Here is a 15,375-nt window from a genome sequence, read left to right on the forward strand (position 1 = left end):
GCCTTGGCATACCGTCGCGTTTTCGTGGGTCAGCGCTTCGCTCCTGTTTGTCCTGCGGCAGGCATTGGTTTTGGAGCGCCAGCGATCATTGCGAAAAACAAATCCTCTGCCAAGGGCTCCCCTACTAGGGGAGCTGTCGCGGCAGCGCCCGCGACTGAGAGGTTTAGCAAAGCGAAGATGACGGAGAGGTTTCGCAACGCTGCCGGCTTCTGCGCTGCACCCTTAAAATACCAAGCCCCCGCGCCGCTGTCAAGGCTTCCCGCTGCGACCTTATTTCACATATTCTTCACCCGGTCAGCGATTCCTTTTCACAATTACCGGATACAATAGAAACAGTTCCAAGGAGGTGCGGCAGAAGCGCCCCCTCCGAACCATTCCCTTTGAGAAAGGAAGTAACCAGTATGGATAATGAGAACAAGTGGGAATACGATTATTCCTCTGAACATAGCCAGACCGGCGAGACCGGCTACCCCAACGTCGGCTCCTCCGGCATGAACACTGCCAACACGGCAGGTACCTACGGCGAGGCCGCACAGGCTGCCCCCCAGGCCGAGCCGAGCAGCGGCAGCGATGGCGGCGCGGTGCCGCCTCCGGAAGGCCCCCGGTATCAGGCCGCACAGGGAAGCCCCAAGCAGCCTCCCAAAAAGCGCCGCCGGAAAAACGGCAACATCGCCCGCAGTGCAGTTGCGCTGGTGCTGGCCGCAGCCATGGGCTTTGTCGGCGGCTTTGTGGGAGCCCGGGTGGGCAACACAGGCGGCAAGGTGGTCATCCAGCAGGTGGCACCTTCCTCCACGTCCAGCAGTGATTTCGGCTCTGCCTCCGCAGTGAACACTGCTTCCGGCATGACCACCGCTCAGGTCTCTGAGATGGTCAGCCCCAGCGTTGTGGTCATCACCACCGAGCAGGTGGTCTACTCCCAGTGGTCCTGGTACGGCCAGAACCAGGTGGAGAGCGGCGCAGGCAGCGGTGTCGTGATCAGCTCCGACGGCTATATCCTGACCTGTGCACACGTTGTGTCTGGCGCATCCAACATCACCGTGACCATCGGCGATACCGATTACCCCGCCACCGTGGTGGGCGAGGATGACACCAGCGACGTGGCTGTCCTCAAGATCGATGCCACTGACCTGACCCCCGCCACCGTTGGCAACAGCGACAGCCTTGCCGTGGGCGAGAGCGTGCTGGCCGTGGGCAACCCGCTGGGTGAGCTGGGCGGCACCGTGACCAGCGGCATCGTCAGCGCCCTGAACCGCAGCGTGACCATCCAGGGCACCAGCTCCACCAACACCATGTCCCTGATCCAGATGGATGCCTCTGTCAGCCCCGGCAACTCCGGCGGCGGCCTGTTCAACATGAACGGTGAGCTCATCGGTCTGGTCAACGCAAAGTCCTCCTCCAGCGATGCGGAGGGTCTGGGCTTCGCCATCCCCATCAACGATGCCATCAAAGTAGCACAGGATCTGCTGGAGAACGGCTATGTCTCCGGCCGCCCCTACATGGGCATCACCTATCTGGCTGTGACCGATGCCCAGACCGCCGCACAGCTCAACGTCACTGCCTACGGCGTTTACGTTGTGGATGTTGTGCAGGGCGGCCCCGCCGACAAGGCCGGTCTGAAGACCGGTGACCGCATCGTGAGCATCGACGGCACCGAGATCGCCCAGAAGGACGACCTTGGCACCCTGATCCAGCAGCATGCCGCCGGTGATACCCTTTCCATCACCGTGGCCCGGGAGGGCCAGATGCAGACCGTCAGCCTGACCCTGGGCGAAAAGAACGCCCAGACCCAGCAGGCACAGAAAAACTCCTGATTCTCCCCAATCTTTTTCCTGATCCATAAATCAAAAATCCCCTGACCGGCGTTGAACTGGTCAGGGGATTTTTAATTGCAGGTTGTCAAGCAACGGCAGACCGTATTTTTATACCTGCCCGAACACGGTGGCGCTCAGGGGCAGGAGGACGGTCTGGCCGGTGCAGATGCGGCTGCTGCCCCGCCACAGGCTGGAGGAGATGCCGTCGCTCAGCAGCTTCCAGCTGCCGCCGGGCAGGGTGACGACCTGCGCCGCCTCGGTGGGGTTATAGTAGACGCACAGGGCGCTCCACGCTGCGCCGTCGCCCCACTGGGCGGGGAGCCGCCAGCCCACAAGAGGCTGTTCCAGCGGGAAGAACTCGATGGCGGCAGGGCTGGCCTTGTCCAGCGCGCCCAGCCGGGGGAACGCCGCCCGCAGACCAATGAGCCCGCGGTAGTAATCCACAAGGCTGTGGAACTGTTCGGCCCGGTGCCAGTCCAGCCGGTTGAGGGCCGGGCTGGAGTGGTAGCTGTTGCCCTGCCCCTTCTTGGTGCGGGCAAACTCCTCGCCCGCCTGCCAGAAAGGCAGGCCCATGCTGGTCAGGTAGATGCCCGCTGCCAGCCGGTTCTGGGCCAGGGCGGTCTTGTCCACAGCGGCAAACTCCGGGCGGGCGTAGCGCACCATCAGGAGCTTATCCCACAGGGTGAAGTTGTCATGGGCCGAAACGTAGCTGATGATCTGCCCCGGGGCGTGGGGCGGCAGCTTTTCACTGCGGCACCACGCCGCCACCGAAGCACCGATATCCCAGAAACTCCCGGGCTTGCCCTCCACATAGCCCGGCTCCCGGGCATCGAAGCAGCCGCCCTTGATGGCATCCCGGGTGTTGTCGCAAAAGATGCCGATGCGCTCGTTCAGCATATTCAGGTTGTTCTTGTTGGCCTCGTACCGGTGCAGGGCGCTGCAGCCGCCCTGCCACGGCTCACCGTACATCAGGATATCCCGCCCGCCGGGCAGCTTGTCCAGTTCAGCCCGGAGGAGGTTCATGGTCTCCACGTCATACAGGCCCATCAGGTCAAACCGGAAGCCGTCGATGTGATATTCCCGTGCCCAGTAGAGCACCGAATCAATGAGATAGCGCCGGGCCATGGGCCGCTCGGAGGCAAACTCGTTGCCGCAGCCGCTGCCGTTGGAGAGGGAACCGTCATCGTTCTGGCGGAAGTAGTAGAGGGGCACCACCCGGTTCAGCACATTATCGGAGCGGTACATGTGGTTATACACCACGTCCATTACAACGCCGATGCCCGCCGCATGGAGGGCCGCGATCATCTGCTTGCACTCCCGCACCCGCACCTCACCCCGGGTGGGGTCGGTGGAGTAGCTGCCCTCGGGCACATTGAAGTTGGTGGGGTCGTAGCCCCAGTTATACTGCCGGGTCAGGGGGCGGCTCTCATCCACGCTGCCAAAATCGAAGATTGGCATGAGCTGGACATAGCTCACCCCCAGCCGCTTGAGGTAATTCAGGCAGGTGGGGTGGATGCCGTCGCTGCTCAGGGTCGTGCCCTGCTGGGTAAAGGCCAGAAATTTGCCCCGCCAGGCCGTGTGCACACCGCTGGCCGGGTCCTGCGAGAAATCCCGGACGTTGACCTCCCACACGCTGCGGCGGGCCGGTGGGATCACCGGCCGCACATCCCGCTCCCAGCCCTGCGGGTCTACCCGGGCCGGGTCAAAGATCATGCTGCGTACCCCGTTCACCCCTGCCGAGCGGGCGTAAGGGTCCGCTGCATTGCAGGTGCCAAACGGGGTGGTAAGGGTGAAATCGTAGTATTTTCCGTGCTGGTCGCCGGGCAGATAGATGCTCCACACGCCCTTGTCCTGCTGCTGCAGGGGCAGGGTGCCCACACAGGCCCCGCCGGTGCCCCTGCGGTACAGGTTCACTGCTGCCTGTTTTGCCGTGGGAGCCCACAGGCGCAGGTGTGTCCCGGCGGGGGTATACTCCACCCCCAGCGGGCCGTAGTATTCCGTCTGGCGGGCAAAGGCTTCGCTCTCAAACAGCGTCTTCCATTCAGCAGGTGTTCTTGGCTCCATAGCAATTCATCCTTTCATTTGACAATAGTGTAACGAACTTTGTCCTTTATTTCAACCCTTTCCTTGCAAAACGTACCAGACTCCACTATACTGAAAGAAAAAGTACTGCACGGAGGGAAGTTTTATGGCATACACCGATGATTGGGAAAGTCTGATGAACGGCGTGTTCGGCCCGGGGGGCAGATTCAAGGCTGCCCCCGGCACTTCTGCACCCAAAACAGGCGGCAGCGCCGCCCTGCCTGACCTGAACGCGGCGCTTCTGGAACAGCAGAAACGGCTGGACGAGCTGTTGAAGCAGCAGAACGCCCAGCTCAGGACCCAGAGCGATGCCACCGCCGCCGCGCTGGAAAGCAGCCGCCAGATGCTGCGGGACATGGAGGACGAAGGCCTGCTGGCCAGGGGCACCACCGACGTGAAGCCGGAACATCTGGGCAGCTTTGAAGGCCTTGCCGCCGAGGTCAAGCAGACGGTGCTGGGGCAGGATGCTTTTGTGGACAGCGTGGTGCGGGCCATGCGCCGCCCTTTTGTGCTGGGCACCGAAGCCCCCGCCGCCCGCAACGTCATCCTGCTCACAGGCGGGGCAGGCACAGGCAGGCATTTTGCACTGGAAGAAACTGCCCGCTGCATGGCGGCCCGGGGCCTTTTGCAGAGCGACAGGATCGCCACGCTGGATCTGGCCCTTTACCCCAATTCCGGAGCCGAGAAGCTCTTCCTGCAGGACCTCTACGCTGCCCTGCACGCACCCGGGGAGATCCTTGCCTTTGAGCACTATGAGAGCTGCTATCCCGGCTTTCTGAAGACCCTGTCTGATCTGGCCGTCAAGGGCAGCGCCCCCCTGTCCAGCCGGTATCTCGTGAACAAAGAGGGCATCCTTGTGGATGCAGGCACGGCGCTGGCCCCAGGAGCCGTCAGCCGCATCGACCCCTGCGGCAAATATCTCATCTTCTACTCCCACAAGGGCCGTGAGGCACTGGCTGACAAATTCGGCGCGGCGCTGGTGTCGGCACTGGGGGATGTCTGCGAGACGGCCTCCTACACCCGGGAGGATCTGGCCGCCCTTGCCGCACAGCAGCTCAACGCGCTGGCCCAGAAGATCCGCACCCGGCTGGGGCTGACCCTTTCCGCCGGGGCCGACGTGCGGGACTATGTCGCAGCTCAGTGCACCGCACAGAAGGGTGCCGCCGGGCTGGCCGAATGCTGTGACCGCATCTTCCGTGCCCTGAGCGAATACTGCCTGCGGACCGATGAAACCCTTACCGGCACCGTGACCCTGACCGCCGGGCCGGAAGGGGTGCTGTTCCGCCTGAACGACGGCGCAGACCAGCCCCTGTTCGACCTGCTGCCTGCGGCCTACACCGGCGCGCTGGATGCCATCCGCGCTGAGATCAACGAGCTGGTGGGCCTTGCCCCGGTCAAGGAATATGTGTTCGGTCTGGCCGACAACCTGCAGGTGCAGCAGCGCCGCGCCGCCGCCGGGCTCAAGACTGCCAGCCTTTCGATGCACATGATCTTCACGGGCAACCCCGGCACCGGCAAGACCACCATTGCCCGGCTGGTGGCACGGTATCTGAAAGCCATCGGTGCCCTCAAGGGCGGCCAGCTGGTGGAGGTGACCCGCGCCGATCTGGTGGGCCGCTACACCGGCCACACCGCCCCCCTGACCAACAGCGTCATCGAGAGCGCCCTGGGTGGTGTGCTCTTCATTGACGAGGCATACAGCCTCTACCGCGGCGAGCAGGACAGCTTCGGGCTGGAAGCCATCGACACGCTGGTGAAGGGGATGGAGGATCACCGGGATGAGCTGGTGGTCATTCTGGCGGGTTACACCAGGGAGATGGAGACCTTCCTCACCGCCAACAGCGGCCTTGCCAGCCGTTTTCCCAACCGGATCGAGTTCCCGGACTACACCGCCGTGGAGCTGCTGCAGATCACCCAGGTCCTTGCCAAAAACAAGGGCTATACCCTGGCCGAAGCCTGCACCGAACCCCTGCTGGGCTATTATGCCCGCTGGCAGGAATCCGATGCCCGCACCGCCGGCAATGGCCGCCTTGCCCGCAACACACTGGAAAAGGCCATCTTCCACCAGAGCCGCCGCCTTGTCGCCGAGCCCGCCGCTGCCCTGGATCTGATCCTGCCCAGTGATCTGGAATTGAAGGAACCGTAAACACGCAAAAAGGACTGCTTTCGCAGTCCTTTTTTGTTATTGATGCTGTTCTGCCAGCCGGGCGGTCATCTCCCGCATTCCCTGCCGCACTTCGGGCGGGGCGACCACTTCTATCTTGCCGCCAAAGCCGCAGACCCAGCCATAGAACTGGTCACTGACGCAGATGGGGACATCAAAATGGAAGCAGCCATTCTCCTCGAGCAGGAACATGGGCGTTGCGCCAAAGCGCTCCCGCATGGCACCTTCCAGATCCGCGGTGCACCGCAGGGTAACGCGATGCTCCGGCCCGCCGTACATTCCAAAGTGCTTGCGCAGATAGGCAGGCAGGTCAAGATCCGCAAACTGCTCCTGACCCCGCCGGGGCGCATCCAGCACCCGGACCCCGCTCATCTTGTCCACCCGATAATGGCGGATGCCCTTTTCATCGGCAAACGCAATGAGGTAGTAGCACCCGTTCTCCCAGGCCAGCTGCCACGGGCTGACGGTCCTTTTCTCTTTCTCGCGGCTGTCGGCTTTTCTGTAGAGGAACTCCACCATTTTACCGTTGTTGATGGCCTCGTGCAGGGCATCGATGCTGTACAGCAGGCTCTTGCTGTCGGTCTTGGGGCGGCCCTCCACATAGACCTGACGCTGCAGCTGGCTGCCCTCGTAGTTGGAGCAGAGCTTTTCCAGCTTGTGGATCAGCCGCCTGCTCGTGGTACCGGATACCACCCGGCTTGCCTGCACGGCATCCACCAGCAGCTTGAGCTCCGCCAGATCAAAGGTGCGGCTGGCAAGGAAATACCCGCCGCCTCGGCCCCGGCGCAGCTTGATGTCATAGCCCAGCGCACCCAGTGCCTCAATATCGCTGTACACGCTCTTGCGCTCACAGCGGATGCCCTGCGCCTCCAGCAGCTCCACCAGCTGCGGCACGTTCAGCAGGTGGTTTTCATCGGTCTGCTGCTCAAAAATGCGCAATAGCGCCAGCAGCTTGGATTTCTGGCCTTCCTGTTTGGGCATTCGGTACACCTCATTTTTTCGTGTTGTGCCAAACCTCTCAGTCTCGCTTCCAGCTCCCCCAGCAGGGGAGCCAGAAAAAACAGCAGTGCTGTGTGCTGAAAAGGTTACGGCGCTTTCTTATCAAACGCCGCGCGGCGCTGGGTGGACAGGCGGAACATCTCCTCCAGCTTTTCCCGGTCATCGGCCACAAGGGCGTTGCGCATCTCGTTCAGCGCCCCGCTGAACTGGTCGATCTCGGAGATAAGGTTTTCCTTGTTCCAGAGGAACAGCTCCGCCCACATCTTATCGTTGATGCGTGCAATACGGGTCAGGTCCCGGAAAGAATCTCCGGTGTACTCGCACAGCGAGGTATTGTCATTGGCGCACATCAGGCTGACGGCGATGGCATGGCAGAGCTGGCTGACATAGCCGATCATCCTGTCATGCTCCTGCACGGTCAGGGTGCAGATATGCTTGAAGCCCAGCACCTCGGCCAGCTCCCTGGCCCACTGAATGGCCTCCGGGGTGTTCTTTTCCGTGGGGGTCACAATGAAGTTGGCCGGGGCAAAATTCACCTCGGCGGCATGCTCCACGCTGGAGGTCTCACGGCCCGCCATGGGGTGGCTGGCAATGAACTCCACGCCCGGCCTGCACATAGCCTGAATGGGCTCCACCAGACCAGTCTTTACGCCCGACACATCGGTAAAGATACAGCCCTCCTTCAGCAGGTGGCCGTAGGTCCGGAACCACTCGATCAGGGCCGTGGGGTACAAGCCAAAGATGATATGGTCGGCCTGACGCACCAGATCCTCAAAATCGTGGGTCTTGCCGCTGGCGATATAGCCGTGGTCGAGGGCATACTGCAGATGGCCCTCGCTGCGGTTGATGCCGTCCACATGGAACCCGGCCCTGCTCAGCTCCAAGGCGTACTTGCCGCCCAGCAGGCCCAGGCCCACAATGAGATAACGCTTTGATTTATCCAACATGTTCCACCTCCGCGCCCAAAGGCTTGATGGCTTCCAGAAAATCCGGCCAGCTCTTGGCAATGGCCTCGGCCCCGCTGATGGGCAGGGTCAGCCCGGCAGCCAGCGCCAGCACCGCAAGGCTCATCACCACGCGGTGGTCGTTGTGGCCGGAAAGCGGCTGCTCCGGGGCATGGAGCGCTCCGGCACAGCCATGGATGGTAATGGTGCCGCCCTCGCTCTCCAGCTGCCCGCCGCAGGCCCGCAGCTCGGTCTCCATGGCCTCGATGCGGTCACTCTCCTTGATGCGGAGACGCTCGGCGTTGCGGATGACCGTGGTGCCCTCACACAGCAGGCCCAGCACCATCAGTACAGGGCCCAGGTCGGGGCAGTCGGCAAGGTCGATGTCCGTTCCGTGGAGCGGGGCCTTTTCAAACACCACGCCCTGCCCGGTGCGGGTGAATCTTGCGCCGCACCGCCGGAGGATCTCCAGAATGGCCGCATCGCCCTGCAAGGTCTCCTCAGACAGGCCGGTGATGGCCACACCGCCGGTCACAGCGCCCAGCACGGCAGGAAAAGCCGCCTGGCTGTAATCGCCCTCCACGGTGTAATCACCGGGAAGATAGTGCTGCCCGCCGGGAATTTCCAGCGTATTTTCATCCAGCCAGCGGCTCTCCACGCCAAAGGCGTGCTGCACCGCGCGGGTCATATCGATGTAGCTCCGGCTCTCCACAGGCGGGATGAGGTGCAGGGTGCTGGTGCCGCCCAGCAGGGGCAGGGCAAACAGCAGCCCGCTGATGAACTGGCTGGACACGTTGCCCGCCAGCTCGTATTCGCCCGGGGTCAGGGCACCTTCCACAGTCAGGCGGTCCGCGCCCTGCTCAAAACGCAGGCCCTGCTGCTGATACAGCGTTTTGTAGACCGACTGGGGCCGCTCCATCAGCCGCCCACAGCCCGTAAAAGTTACTTCCTGCCCGGTCAGGCTGGCCAGCGGGATGAGGAAGCGCAGGGTGCTGCCGCTCTCACAGCAGTCCACGGGGGCATCAACCGGCAGAAAGCGGCCCAGCCCCTCCACCACCGCATCGTTTTCACCGGTGGTGACATGGGCGCACAGTCGGCCCGCCGCGCCCAGCGTGGCGGAGATATCCTTGCTGAAAGCAAGATGATGGAGATGGGAGGTTCCCTTTGCCAGCGCCGCGCAGAGCACCGCCCGGTGAGCCATGCTTTTGCTGGGCGGCGCGGCGATCCTGCCCGCCACTGCGCGGGCGCGTTTTACCACCACATCCATCTTACATATCCCGGCCAATGGCCCATGCGACCTGACGGCACTTTGCCATGGCCTGTGCAAAGGCATCCGGGGTCAGGCACTGTGCGCCATCGCTCCATGCGTGGCGGGGATCATAGTGAACTTCCACCTCCAGACCGTCGGCACCGGCGGCCACAGCGGCGATCATCATCGGCTCAACCAGATTGGCCTTGCCGGTGGCGTGGCTGGGGTCCACGATGATGGGCAGATGGGTCTTTTCGTGGATGATAGGCACAGCGGAGAGGTCGAGGGTGTTGCGGGTGTACTTTTCAAAGGTGCGGATGCCCCGCTCGCAGAGAATGACCTGCTCGTTGCCGCCGGCCATGATATACTCTGCGGACATGATCCACTCCTCGATGGTGTTGCACAGGCCGCGCTTGAGCAGAACAGGCTTGTGCATCTTACCCACGGCCTTGAGCAGCTGGAAATTCTGCATGTTGCGGGCACCGATCTGTACCACGTCCACATATTCCTCAAACTCCGGGATCCGGTCCTCGCTCATCAGCTCGGACACGATGGGCATTCCGGTGGCCTCCCGGGCCTTGACCATATCGAGGATGCCCTCGGTCTCCAGACCCTGGAAGGAGTAGGGAGAGGTGCGGGGCTTATAAGCGCCGCCGCGGAACAGGCTTGCACCGCCCGCCTTTACGCCGTTGGCAATGCGCAGTGCCTGCTCCTCGCCCTCGATGCTGCAGGGGCCTGCCATCACGGCGATCTTCTCGCCCCTGCCGATCTTCACGCCGCCGCAGTCGATGATGGAATCGGCGGGGTGGAACAGGCGGTTGGCCCGCTTATAGGGAGCGGACACGCGGGTGACGTTGTCGATCCAGGGGTTGGCCAGCACGTCGCGCTCATCGATCTTGGTGGTATCGCCCACCAGACCGAACACATTGTAATCCTTGCCGGTGATCAGGGTCACATCCAGGCCCTGCTTCTCGAATTTGTCTACGATCTTTTCCAGCTCTTCCTTGGGGGTGCCTTTTTTGGTCGAAATGATCATCTTGTTTCTTTTCCCTTCTGTTTTGTCTCTATGCTTTCAGTTTTGCTGCACAGCCTGCCCTACTTGCCAAGGGCTCCCCCTTCGGGGGAGCTGGCGAGCGAATGCGAGACTGAGAGGGTTGTTACTGCACCAGGTCCGTCTGCGCGCCGCCATCCAGTCGGAGCAGCTGCACAAGGTAGGCGCAGGCATGGAGATACCCGCTGACCCCCTCGCCTGCAAAGCGGCCCTGACAGCCAAAGGAGACCACATCCACGCTGCGGAAGGGCTCCTTGCCGCTGGGGTCGGCCAGCATCACTTCCACGGCGGGCACGCCGCACACCTGCAGCGCTTCCAGAATGGCCACGCTGTAATAGGCGTAGCCGCCCGGGTTGAGGATGATGCCATCGGCCCGGCCTGCCGCCGACTGGATCTCATCGATGAGGTCACCCTCGTGGTTGGACTGAAAAAAGTCCACCTGAACATCCATCTGGACACAGCCCGCCTCGATATAATCCAGCAGTGTATTAAAATCGATCTGCCCCTCCATGCCCGGCTCCGTGAACTGGGTCAGGTTGAGGTTGGGACCGTTAATGACTAAAAATTTCATCCAGCGCCTCCATTGCCGCCGTCACGGCATCCGCAGGGGTGGTCTTGTTGGGGATCACAGCATCCGCTGCCGCCAGATAGAGCGGACGGCGCTGGGCTTCCATGGTTTTCAGGGCCTCAGGGCTGGTGGAAAGGGGCCTTCCACCGCCCACCAGCAGATCTTCCAGCGGCCGGTCGATAAAGAGCACGATGCCGTTGGCGTGGAGCGCCCGGAGGTTTGCCGGGTCTTTGACCACGCCGCCGCCGCAGGAGATGACCTGCCGGTTCTCCCTGGCAAAGCGGGCGGTCTGCGCGGCCTCCAGCTTCCGGAAGCCTGCCTCTCCCTCAGCGGCAAAGATGTCCGGGATGCTCCGGCCGTCGGCCTTGACGATCTCCTCGTCCAGATCCACGAACCGCTTGCCCAGCCGTTCCGCCAGAGCGCGGCCCAGGGTGGATTTGCCCGAGGAGGGCATCCCGATGAGGGCAATGTTCAGCTGTTCCCGCCGCAGCTCGCTGGTCACACGGGCGATCTCGGCACCGGCATCCTCAAACTTGCGGTCGAGGAAAAATTCTGCCGCGTACACTGCCTGCGCCACCAGCATTTCCAGACCGCCGACGGCAACGGGCACCCCCAGTTCCTCGGCCCGGAGGATGAGCTCGGTCTTATCGGGATTATAGATGACATCGATCACGGCTTCCAGCCCGGGCATGGAGGTGATATCCAGGGCGCTCACGCCCACATTGGGGTACATGCCCACCGGCGTGGTGTTGATGATGATCTGCGCCCCGGTGGTCAGGGCCTGAGCATAAGTCAGCTCTCCCTTTTCGGGGTCGGGATGGCGGCTGACGGTATAGATCTGTTTCGCGCCCCGGTCATGGGCCACGGCCCAGGTGGTGTTGTGGGTGCCGCCGGTGCCCAGAATGAGCACGGTCCTGTCCTTGAACTCCACCCCGTGTGCATCGCACAGGTAGGAGAAGCCGGGGTAATCGGTGTTGTAGCCGTAGAGCAGGCCGTTCCTGTTGACGATGGTGTTCACGGCGTTGATGGCCTTGGCGTGGGGGTCGATGTAGGAGCAGTACTCCATGACCACCAGCTTATAGGGGATGGTGACATTGATGGCCCTGAACTGCCGCCGGGTCATAAAGGCCCGGACTTCCTCTTCCGTGGGCAGGGGGCACAGGTCGTACCGGTAGCCGCAGAGCATCTCGTGGATGACCTTGGAGTAGGAGTGGCCCAGCCGCCCGCCGATGAGTCCGTATTCCATTTACAGCACCTCCTTGCGGTAGCCGGTGGGGTTCTCCATCCAGGCCATGCCGTATTTTGCGGTGAGCAGGTCGCCCACGGCCAGCGCGGCGGCGCAGGTCTGCACAATGGCGGCCCGGGGCACGATGCAGGGGTCGTGGCGGCCCTGAATGGACAGCTCCGCGTCCTTCTTTGCGATATAATCCACCGTGTCCTGCGTTTTGTAGATGCTGGGAGTAGGCTTGACCGCCGTGCGGAACACCACGGGCATCCCGTTGGAGATGCCGCCGTTCAGGCCCGCATTGTGGTTGGTGGCGGTGACGATGCGCTCCCCCTGCATCCGGAAGGCATCGTTGGCCTCCGAGCCCTTCTGGTCCGCAAAGCCGAAGCCGGAACCGAACTCGATGCCCTTGACCGCCGGGATGGAGAAGGCCAGGTGAGCGAGCTTGCTCTCCACGCTGTCGAAATAGGGTTCACCCACGCCTGCGGGCAGGCCCAGAATGGCGGTCTCCAGCACACCGCCCACACTGTCGCCCTCGGCACCGGCGGCACGGATGGCAGCTTTCATGGGTTCCTCCACACTGCCGTCCAGCAGGGCAAAGCCCTCGGACTTGTTCAGCAGTGCCTCGGCCTGCGCCGCCAGCGCGGCGGGATCATCCAGCGCAAAGGGGGCATCGCCGATCCCGGCACACCGCCCGATGTGAGTCACGATCTCGATCCCGGCCCGGTTCAGGGCTCCCAGCACCAGAGCGCCGCCCGCCACCAGCGCGGCGGTGACGCGGCCCGAAAAGTGGCCGCCGCCCCGGGCATCCTGATAGCCGTGGTACTTGGCGTAGGCGGTGTAATCCGCATGGCCGGGCCGCAGCAGGTCAGCCGTTTTGGCATAGTCGCCGCTGCGGGTGTTCTGGTTTTCGATCATCAGGGCAATGGCGGTGCCGGTGGTGCAGCCGTTGACCACGCCGGATAAAAACTGCACCGCATCCCCCTCCACACGGGGGGTGGAAAGGCCGTCGCCCCGGGCACGGCGCTTGTCCATGCAGGCAGCAAGAAAGGCTTCCTCCACAGGCACGCCCGCCGCCATGCCGTCCAGCACCGCGCCAACAGCCCTGCCGTGGCTCTCGCCAAAAATGGTCAGCGAAAGGTCGCTGCCAAAGGTGTTTTTCATGGCTTACTCCTCCACACCCAGCAGGGGGCGCAGGCCCTCCACGGGGATGGTCTCGGCCCGCCAGCAGCCCAGACCCGGCACCTTGATCACCGTGATCTGGCCGCCCTGGGCCTTTTTATCGTGCAGCATCTCGGCCAGCACCTTTTCCTTGTTATAGGTGGTGCGGGTGGGCAGGCCAATGCGGCGGTAGACCGCCCGCACCCGCTTCTGCAGCGCCTTGGATTCGATCATGGGCAGCATGCCCAGCGCCACGCACTCGCCGTGGAACAGGCCCACGGTGCGGCGGCCCTTGATGCCCTTGACAGCCTCGATGCCGTGGCCGATGGTGTGGCCGAAGTTCAGGGCCTTGCGCATCCCGCGCTCGGTCTCATCCTGCTCCACAACGTTCTTCTTGAACCGCAGGCTGCGGTAGATGATCTCGCTGATCTGGGTGTCGATATCGCCCTTTTCAAAGATGGCGAACAGCTCGGGGTCCGCCAGCAGGCCTGCCTTGACCGCCTCCGCCAGACCGTTGATGTAGTGGCGGCGGGGCAGGGTGGAAAGGGTGGCCGGGTCCACGATGACCAGCTTGGGCTGCCAGAACGCGCCCACGATGTTTTTGGTATCGCCCAGATCCACAGCGGTCTTGCCGCCGATGGAGGAATCGATCATGGAAAGGGTGGTGGTGGGGCAGTTGATGAAATCGATGCCCCGCATGTAGATGGCAGCGGCAAATCCGGCCAGATCACCAACCACGCCGCCGCCCACGGCCACCACCAGGTCGCCGCGGCCCATGTTGAACTCCAGCATCTGCCGGAGCACCGTTTCCAGGATCTTGAAGCTCTTGCTGGCCTCGCCCTGCGGCACCGTGATGATGGTGGATTCCCGGCACTGGTCGGCCACGCGCTGGGCATACTCGGCAGGCACGCCGCTGTCGGTGACAACGGCCACCTTGCGGTCCAGCCGGGCAAACTGGTACAGGTTTTCCAGAGCACCGTTTTTCAGGATGATATCATAACTGCGCTCGCCCAGATTCATGGTGAGCTTTGTCCCGATGAAATCGCTCATTTCGTATACACTCCTAACAGCCGTACCGTGCGGCAGACATGATTCAGCTCGCGCAGCAGCGCGGCGGTCTTTTCGGCGGCGGGGTCTCCCACCAGCTCAACATAAAAATAATAATCAAAGGGGACGTGGGGCAGCGGGCGGCTCTTGATGGACTCCATATCGTAGCCGCTGGCACCGATGACCTGAATGACCTCGGCCAGCTTGCCGGGCTTGTTGTCCAGCGTGAACAGCAGGGAGAACCGGTTGCCCGCTGTGGGCTTTTCGCGGCTGAGGACGATGAAGCGGGTGGTGTTGTCGCCATCGGTGTTGATGCTGGGCACCAGCACCTCCAGCCCGTACAGGGCGGCCGTTTCCACGCTGGCAATGGCCGCCTTGGTCCGGTCGCCGCTCTCCGCCACGTACTTTGCCGCCATGGCCGTGTTGGGCATGGCCGTGGCAGGCAGGCCGAACTGCTTCAGGAAGGTCTCGCTCTGGGCAATGGCCTGCTGGTGGCTGTACACACGGGTCAGGTCGGAAAGCTGGGTGCCGGGCAGCACCAGCAGGTTCTGGGAGATGGGCAGGTCGTAGACATCCACCACCCACAGCCCGGGGTGGTTGTAACACAGGTCCAGCACCGCCGACACATCCCCCGCGTGGCTGTTCTCAAAGGGCACCACGCCGTGGGCGGCATCGCCCTTTTCCACGGCATCGAACACCTCATCCCAGGTGGGGCAGCTCACAGCCTCGGCATGGGGAAAGAGCGCCCGGAGCGCGATGTGGGCAAAGGCACCTTCCACGCCCTGATAGGCAGCGCGGTTGCGGCCCAGCACCTCAGCCTCGTACTGCTTGGCCACGTCCATCATGTTCTGCACATGGTCCCGGTAATAGGGGCGCAGGGCCGGATCCCCGATCCGCGCTTCGGCCTTGTCCAGCACCACCTTTTCGCGGGCGGCATCAAAGATGGGCAGGCCGTGGGCCTTTTTGTATTCCGCCACGCTGAGCACCGCCTTCATCCGCCGCTCAAACAGGGCAGCCAGCTGGGCATCCACCGTGTCGATCTCCCGGCGGGCCTGTTCCAGTGCGTCCATCATT

At 62.9% G+C, this 15,375-nt stretch carries 12 protein-coding genes; 2 read left to right on the top strand and 10 right to left on the bottom strand.

What is annotated here, in order from left to right; all coding sequences use genetic code 11:
• Window positions 1–401 precede the first annotated feature (401 nt).
• A complete protein-coding gene (locus P0G09_RS10350; protein WP_275252612.1) occupies window positions 402–1,811 on the top strand; it encodes a trypsin-like peptidase domain-containing protein in 1,410 nt (469 codons plus the stop codon).
• A gap of 108 nt (window positions 1,812–1,919) precedes the next feature.
• Here the strand turns inward: P0G09_RS10350 and pulA are convergent, their stop codons facing one another.
• On the bottom strand, window positions 1,920–3,875 hold the full coding sequence (gene pulA / locus P0G09_RS10355; protein WP_275252613.1) for a type I pullulanase: 1,956 nt from the start codon (window positions 3,873–3,875) through the stop codon (window positions 1,920–1,922).
• Between the two features lie 124 nt (window positions 3,876–3,999).
• On the opposite strand from pulA, the gene P0G09_RS10360 reads away from it, so the two are divergent.
• Window positions 4,000–6,039, top strand: coding sequence for an AAA family ATPase (locus P0G09_RS10360; RefSeq protein ID WP_097772984.1), 2,040 nt, complete (start codon window positions 4,000–4,002; stop codon window positions 6,037–6,039).
• Between the two features lie 36 nt (window positions 6,040–6,075).
• Here the strand turns inward: P0G09_RS10360 and P0G09_RS10365 are convergent, their stop codons facing one another.
• The 9 genes from P0G09_RS10365 to P0G09_RS10405 all read right to left on the bottom strand — a co-directional run bounded on the left by P0G09_RS10365 (window position 6,076) and on the right by P0G09_RS10405 (window position 15,371).
• Complete coding sequence (locus P0G09_RS10365) at window positions 6,076–7,038, bottom strand: WYL domain-containing protein (RefSeq protein WP_275252614.1); 963 nt, start codon at window positions 7,036–7,038, stop codon at window positions 6,076–6,078.
• A gap of 104 nt (window positions 7,039–7,142) precedes the next feature.
• Window positions 7,143–8,003: a prephenate dehydrogenase gene (locus tag P0G09_RS10370; RefSeq protein ID WP_097772985.1), complete on the bottom strand. Its 861-nt coding sequence runs from the start codon at window positions 8,001–8,003 to the stop codon at window positions 7,143–7,145.
• Window positions 7,993–9,267: a 3-phosphoshikimate 1-carboxyvinyltransferase gene (aroA, locus tag P0G09_RS10375; protein WP_275252615.1), complete on the bottom strand. Its 1,275-nt coding sequence runs from the start codon at window positions 9,265–9,267 to the stop codon at window positions 7,993–7,995. Before aroA ends, P0G09_RS10370 begins: the two co-directional genes overlap by 11 nt.
• 1 nt (window position 9,268) lies before the next feature.
• Window positions 9,269–10,285 (bottom strand): 3-deoxy-7-phosphoheptulonate synthase, encoded by a 1,017-nt coding sequence (gene aroF / locus P0G09_RS10380; RefSeq protein WP_005928429.1) that lies wholly within the window; start codon window positions 10,283–10,285, stop codon window positions 9,269–9,271.
• A 121-nt stretch (window positions 10,286–10,406) separates the two neighbouring features.
• Window positions 10,407–10,871: a type II 3-dehydroquinate dehydratase gene (locus P0G09_RS10385; protein WP_275252616.1), complete on the bottom strand. Its 465-nt coding sequence runs from the start codon at window positions 10,869–10,871 to the stop codon at window positions 10,407–10,409.
• Complete coding sequence (locus P0G09_RS10390) at window positions 10,852–12,114, bottom strand: shikimate kinase (protein WP_154276841.1); 1,263 nt, start codon at window positions 12,112–12,114, stop codon at window positions 10,852–10,854. Before P0G09_RS10390 ends, P0G09_RS10385 begins: the two co-directional genes overlap by 20 nt.
• On the bottom strand, window positions 12,115–13,257 hold the full coding sequence (gene aroC / locus P0G09_RS10395) for a chorismate synthase (protein WP_275252618.1): 1,143 nt from the start codon (window positions 13,255–13,257) through the stop codon (window positions 12,115–12,117).
• A gap of 3 nt (window positions 13,258–13,260) precedes the next feature.
• Window positions 13,261–14,304: a 3-dehydroquinate synthase gene (aroB, locus tag P0G09_RS10400; protein ID WP_005928440.1), complete on the bottom strand. Its 1,044-nt coding sequence runs from the start codon at window positions 14,302–14,304 to the stop codon at window positions 13,261–13,263.
• Window positions 14,301–15,371: a chorismate mutase gene (locus tag P0G09_RS10405; RefSeq protein ID WP_342760530.1), complete on the bottom strand. Its 1,071-nt coding sequence runs from the start codon at window positions 15,369–15,371 to the stop codon at window positions 14,301–14,303. The genes aroB and P0G09_RS10405 overlap by 4 nt, the downstream gene beginning before the upstream one ends.
• Window positions 15,372–15,375 lie beyond the last annotated feature (4 nt).

The organism is Faecalibacterium sp. DFI.5.82 (genome assembly GCF_029076575.1).
GTDB classification, from domain to species: domain Bacteria; phylum Bacillota; class Clostridia; order Oscillospirales; family Ruminococcaceae; genus Faecalibacterium; species Faecalibacterium duncaniae.

Excerpts from the sequence above, each read along its gene's own strand:
- P0G09_RS10350 (WP_275252612.1), top strand. The coding sequence starts at position 402 with ATGGATAATGAGAACAAGTGGGAATACGATTATTCCTCTGAACATAGC.
- pulA (WP_275252613.1), bottom strand. The coding sequence starts at position 3,875 with ATGGAGCCAAGAACACCTGCTGAATGGAAGACGCTGTTTGAGAGCGAA.
- P0G09_RS10360 (WP_097772984.1), top strand. The coding sequence starts at position 4,000 with ATGGCATACACCGATGATTGGGAAAGTCTGATGAACGGCGTGTTCGGC.
- P0G09_RS10365 (WP_275252614.1), bottom strand. The coding sequence starts at position 7,038 with ATGCCCAAACAGGAAGGCCAGAAATCCAAGCTGCTGGCGCTATTGCGC.
- P0G09_RS10370 (WP_097772985.1), bottom strand. The coding sequence starts at position 8,003 with ATGTTGGATAAATCAAAGCGTTATCTCATTGTGGGCCTGGGCCTGCTG.
- aroA (WP_275252615.1), bottom strand. The coding sequence starts at position 9,267 with ATGGATGTGGTGGTAAAACGCGCCCGCGCAGTGGCGGGCAGGATCGCC.
- aroF (WP_005928429.1), bottom strand. The coding sequence starts at position 10,285 with ATGATCATTTCGACCAAAAAAGGCACCCCCAAGGAAGAGCTGGAAAAG.
- P0G09_RS10385 (WP_275252616.1), bottom strand. The coding sequence starts at position 10,871 with ATGAAATTTTTAGTCATTAACGGTCCCAACCTCAACCTGACCCAGTTC.
- P0G09_RS10390 (WP_154276841.1), bottom strand. The coding sequence starts at position 12,114 with ATGGAATACGGACTCATCGGCGGGCGGCTGGGCCACTCCTACTCCAAG.
- aroC (WP_275252618.1), bottom strand. The coding sequence starts at position 13,257 with ATGAAAAACACCTTTGGCAGCGACCTTTCGCTGACCATTTTTGGCGAG.
- aroB (WP_005928440.1), bottom strand. The coding sequence starts at position 14,304 with ATGAGCGATTTCATCGGGACAAAGCTCACCATGAATCTGGGCGAGCGC.
- P0G09_RS10405 (WP_342760530.1), bottom strand. The coding sequence starts at position 15,371 with ATGGACGCACTGGAACAGGCCCGCCGGGAGATCGACACGGTGGATGCC.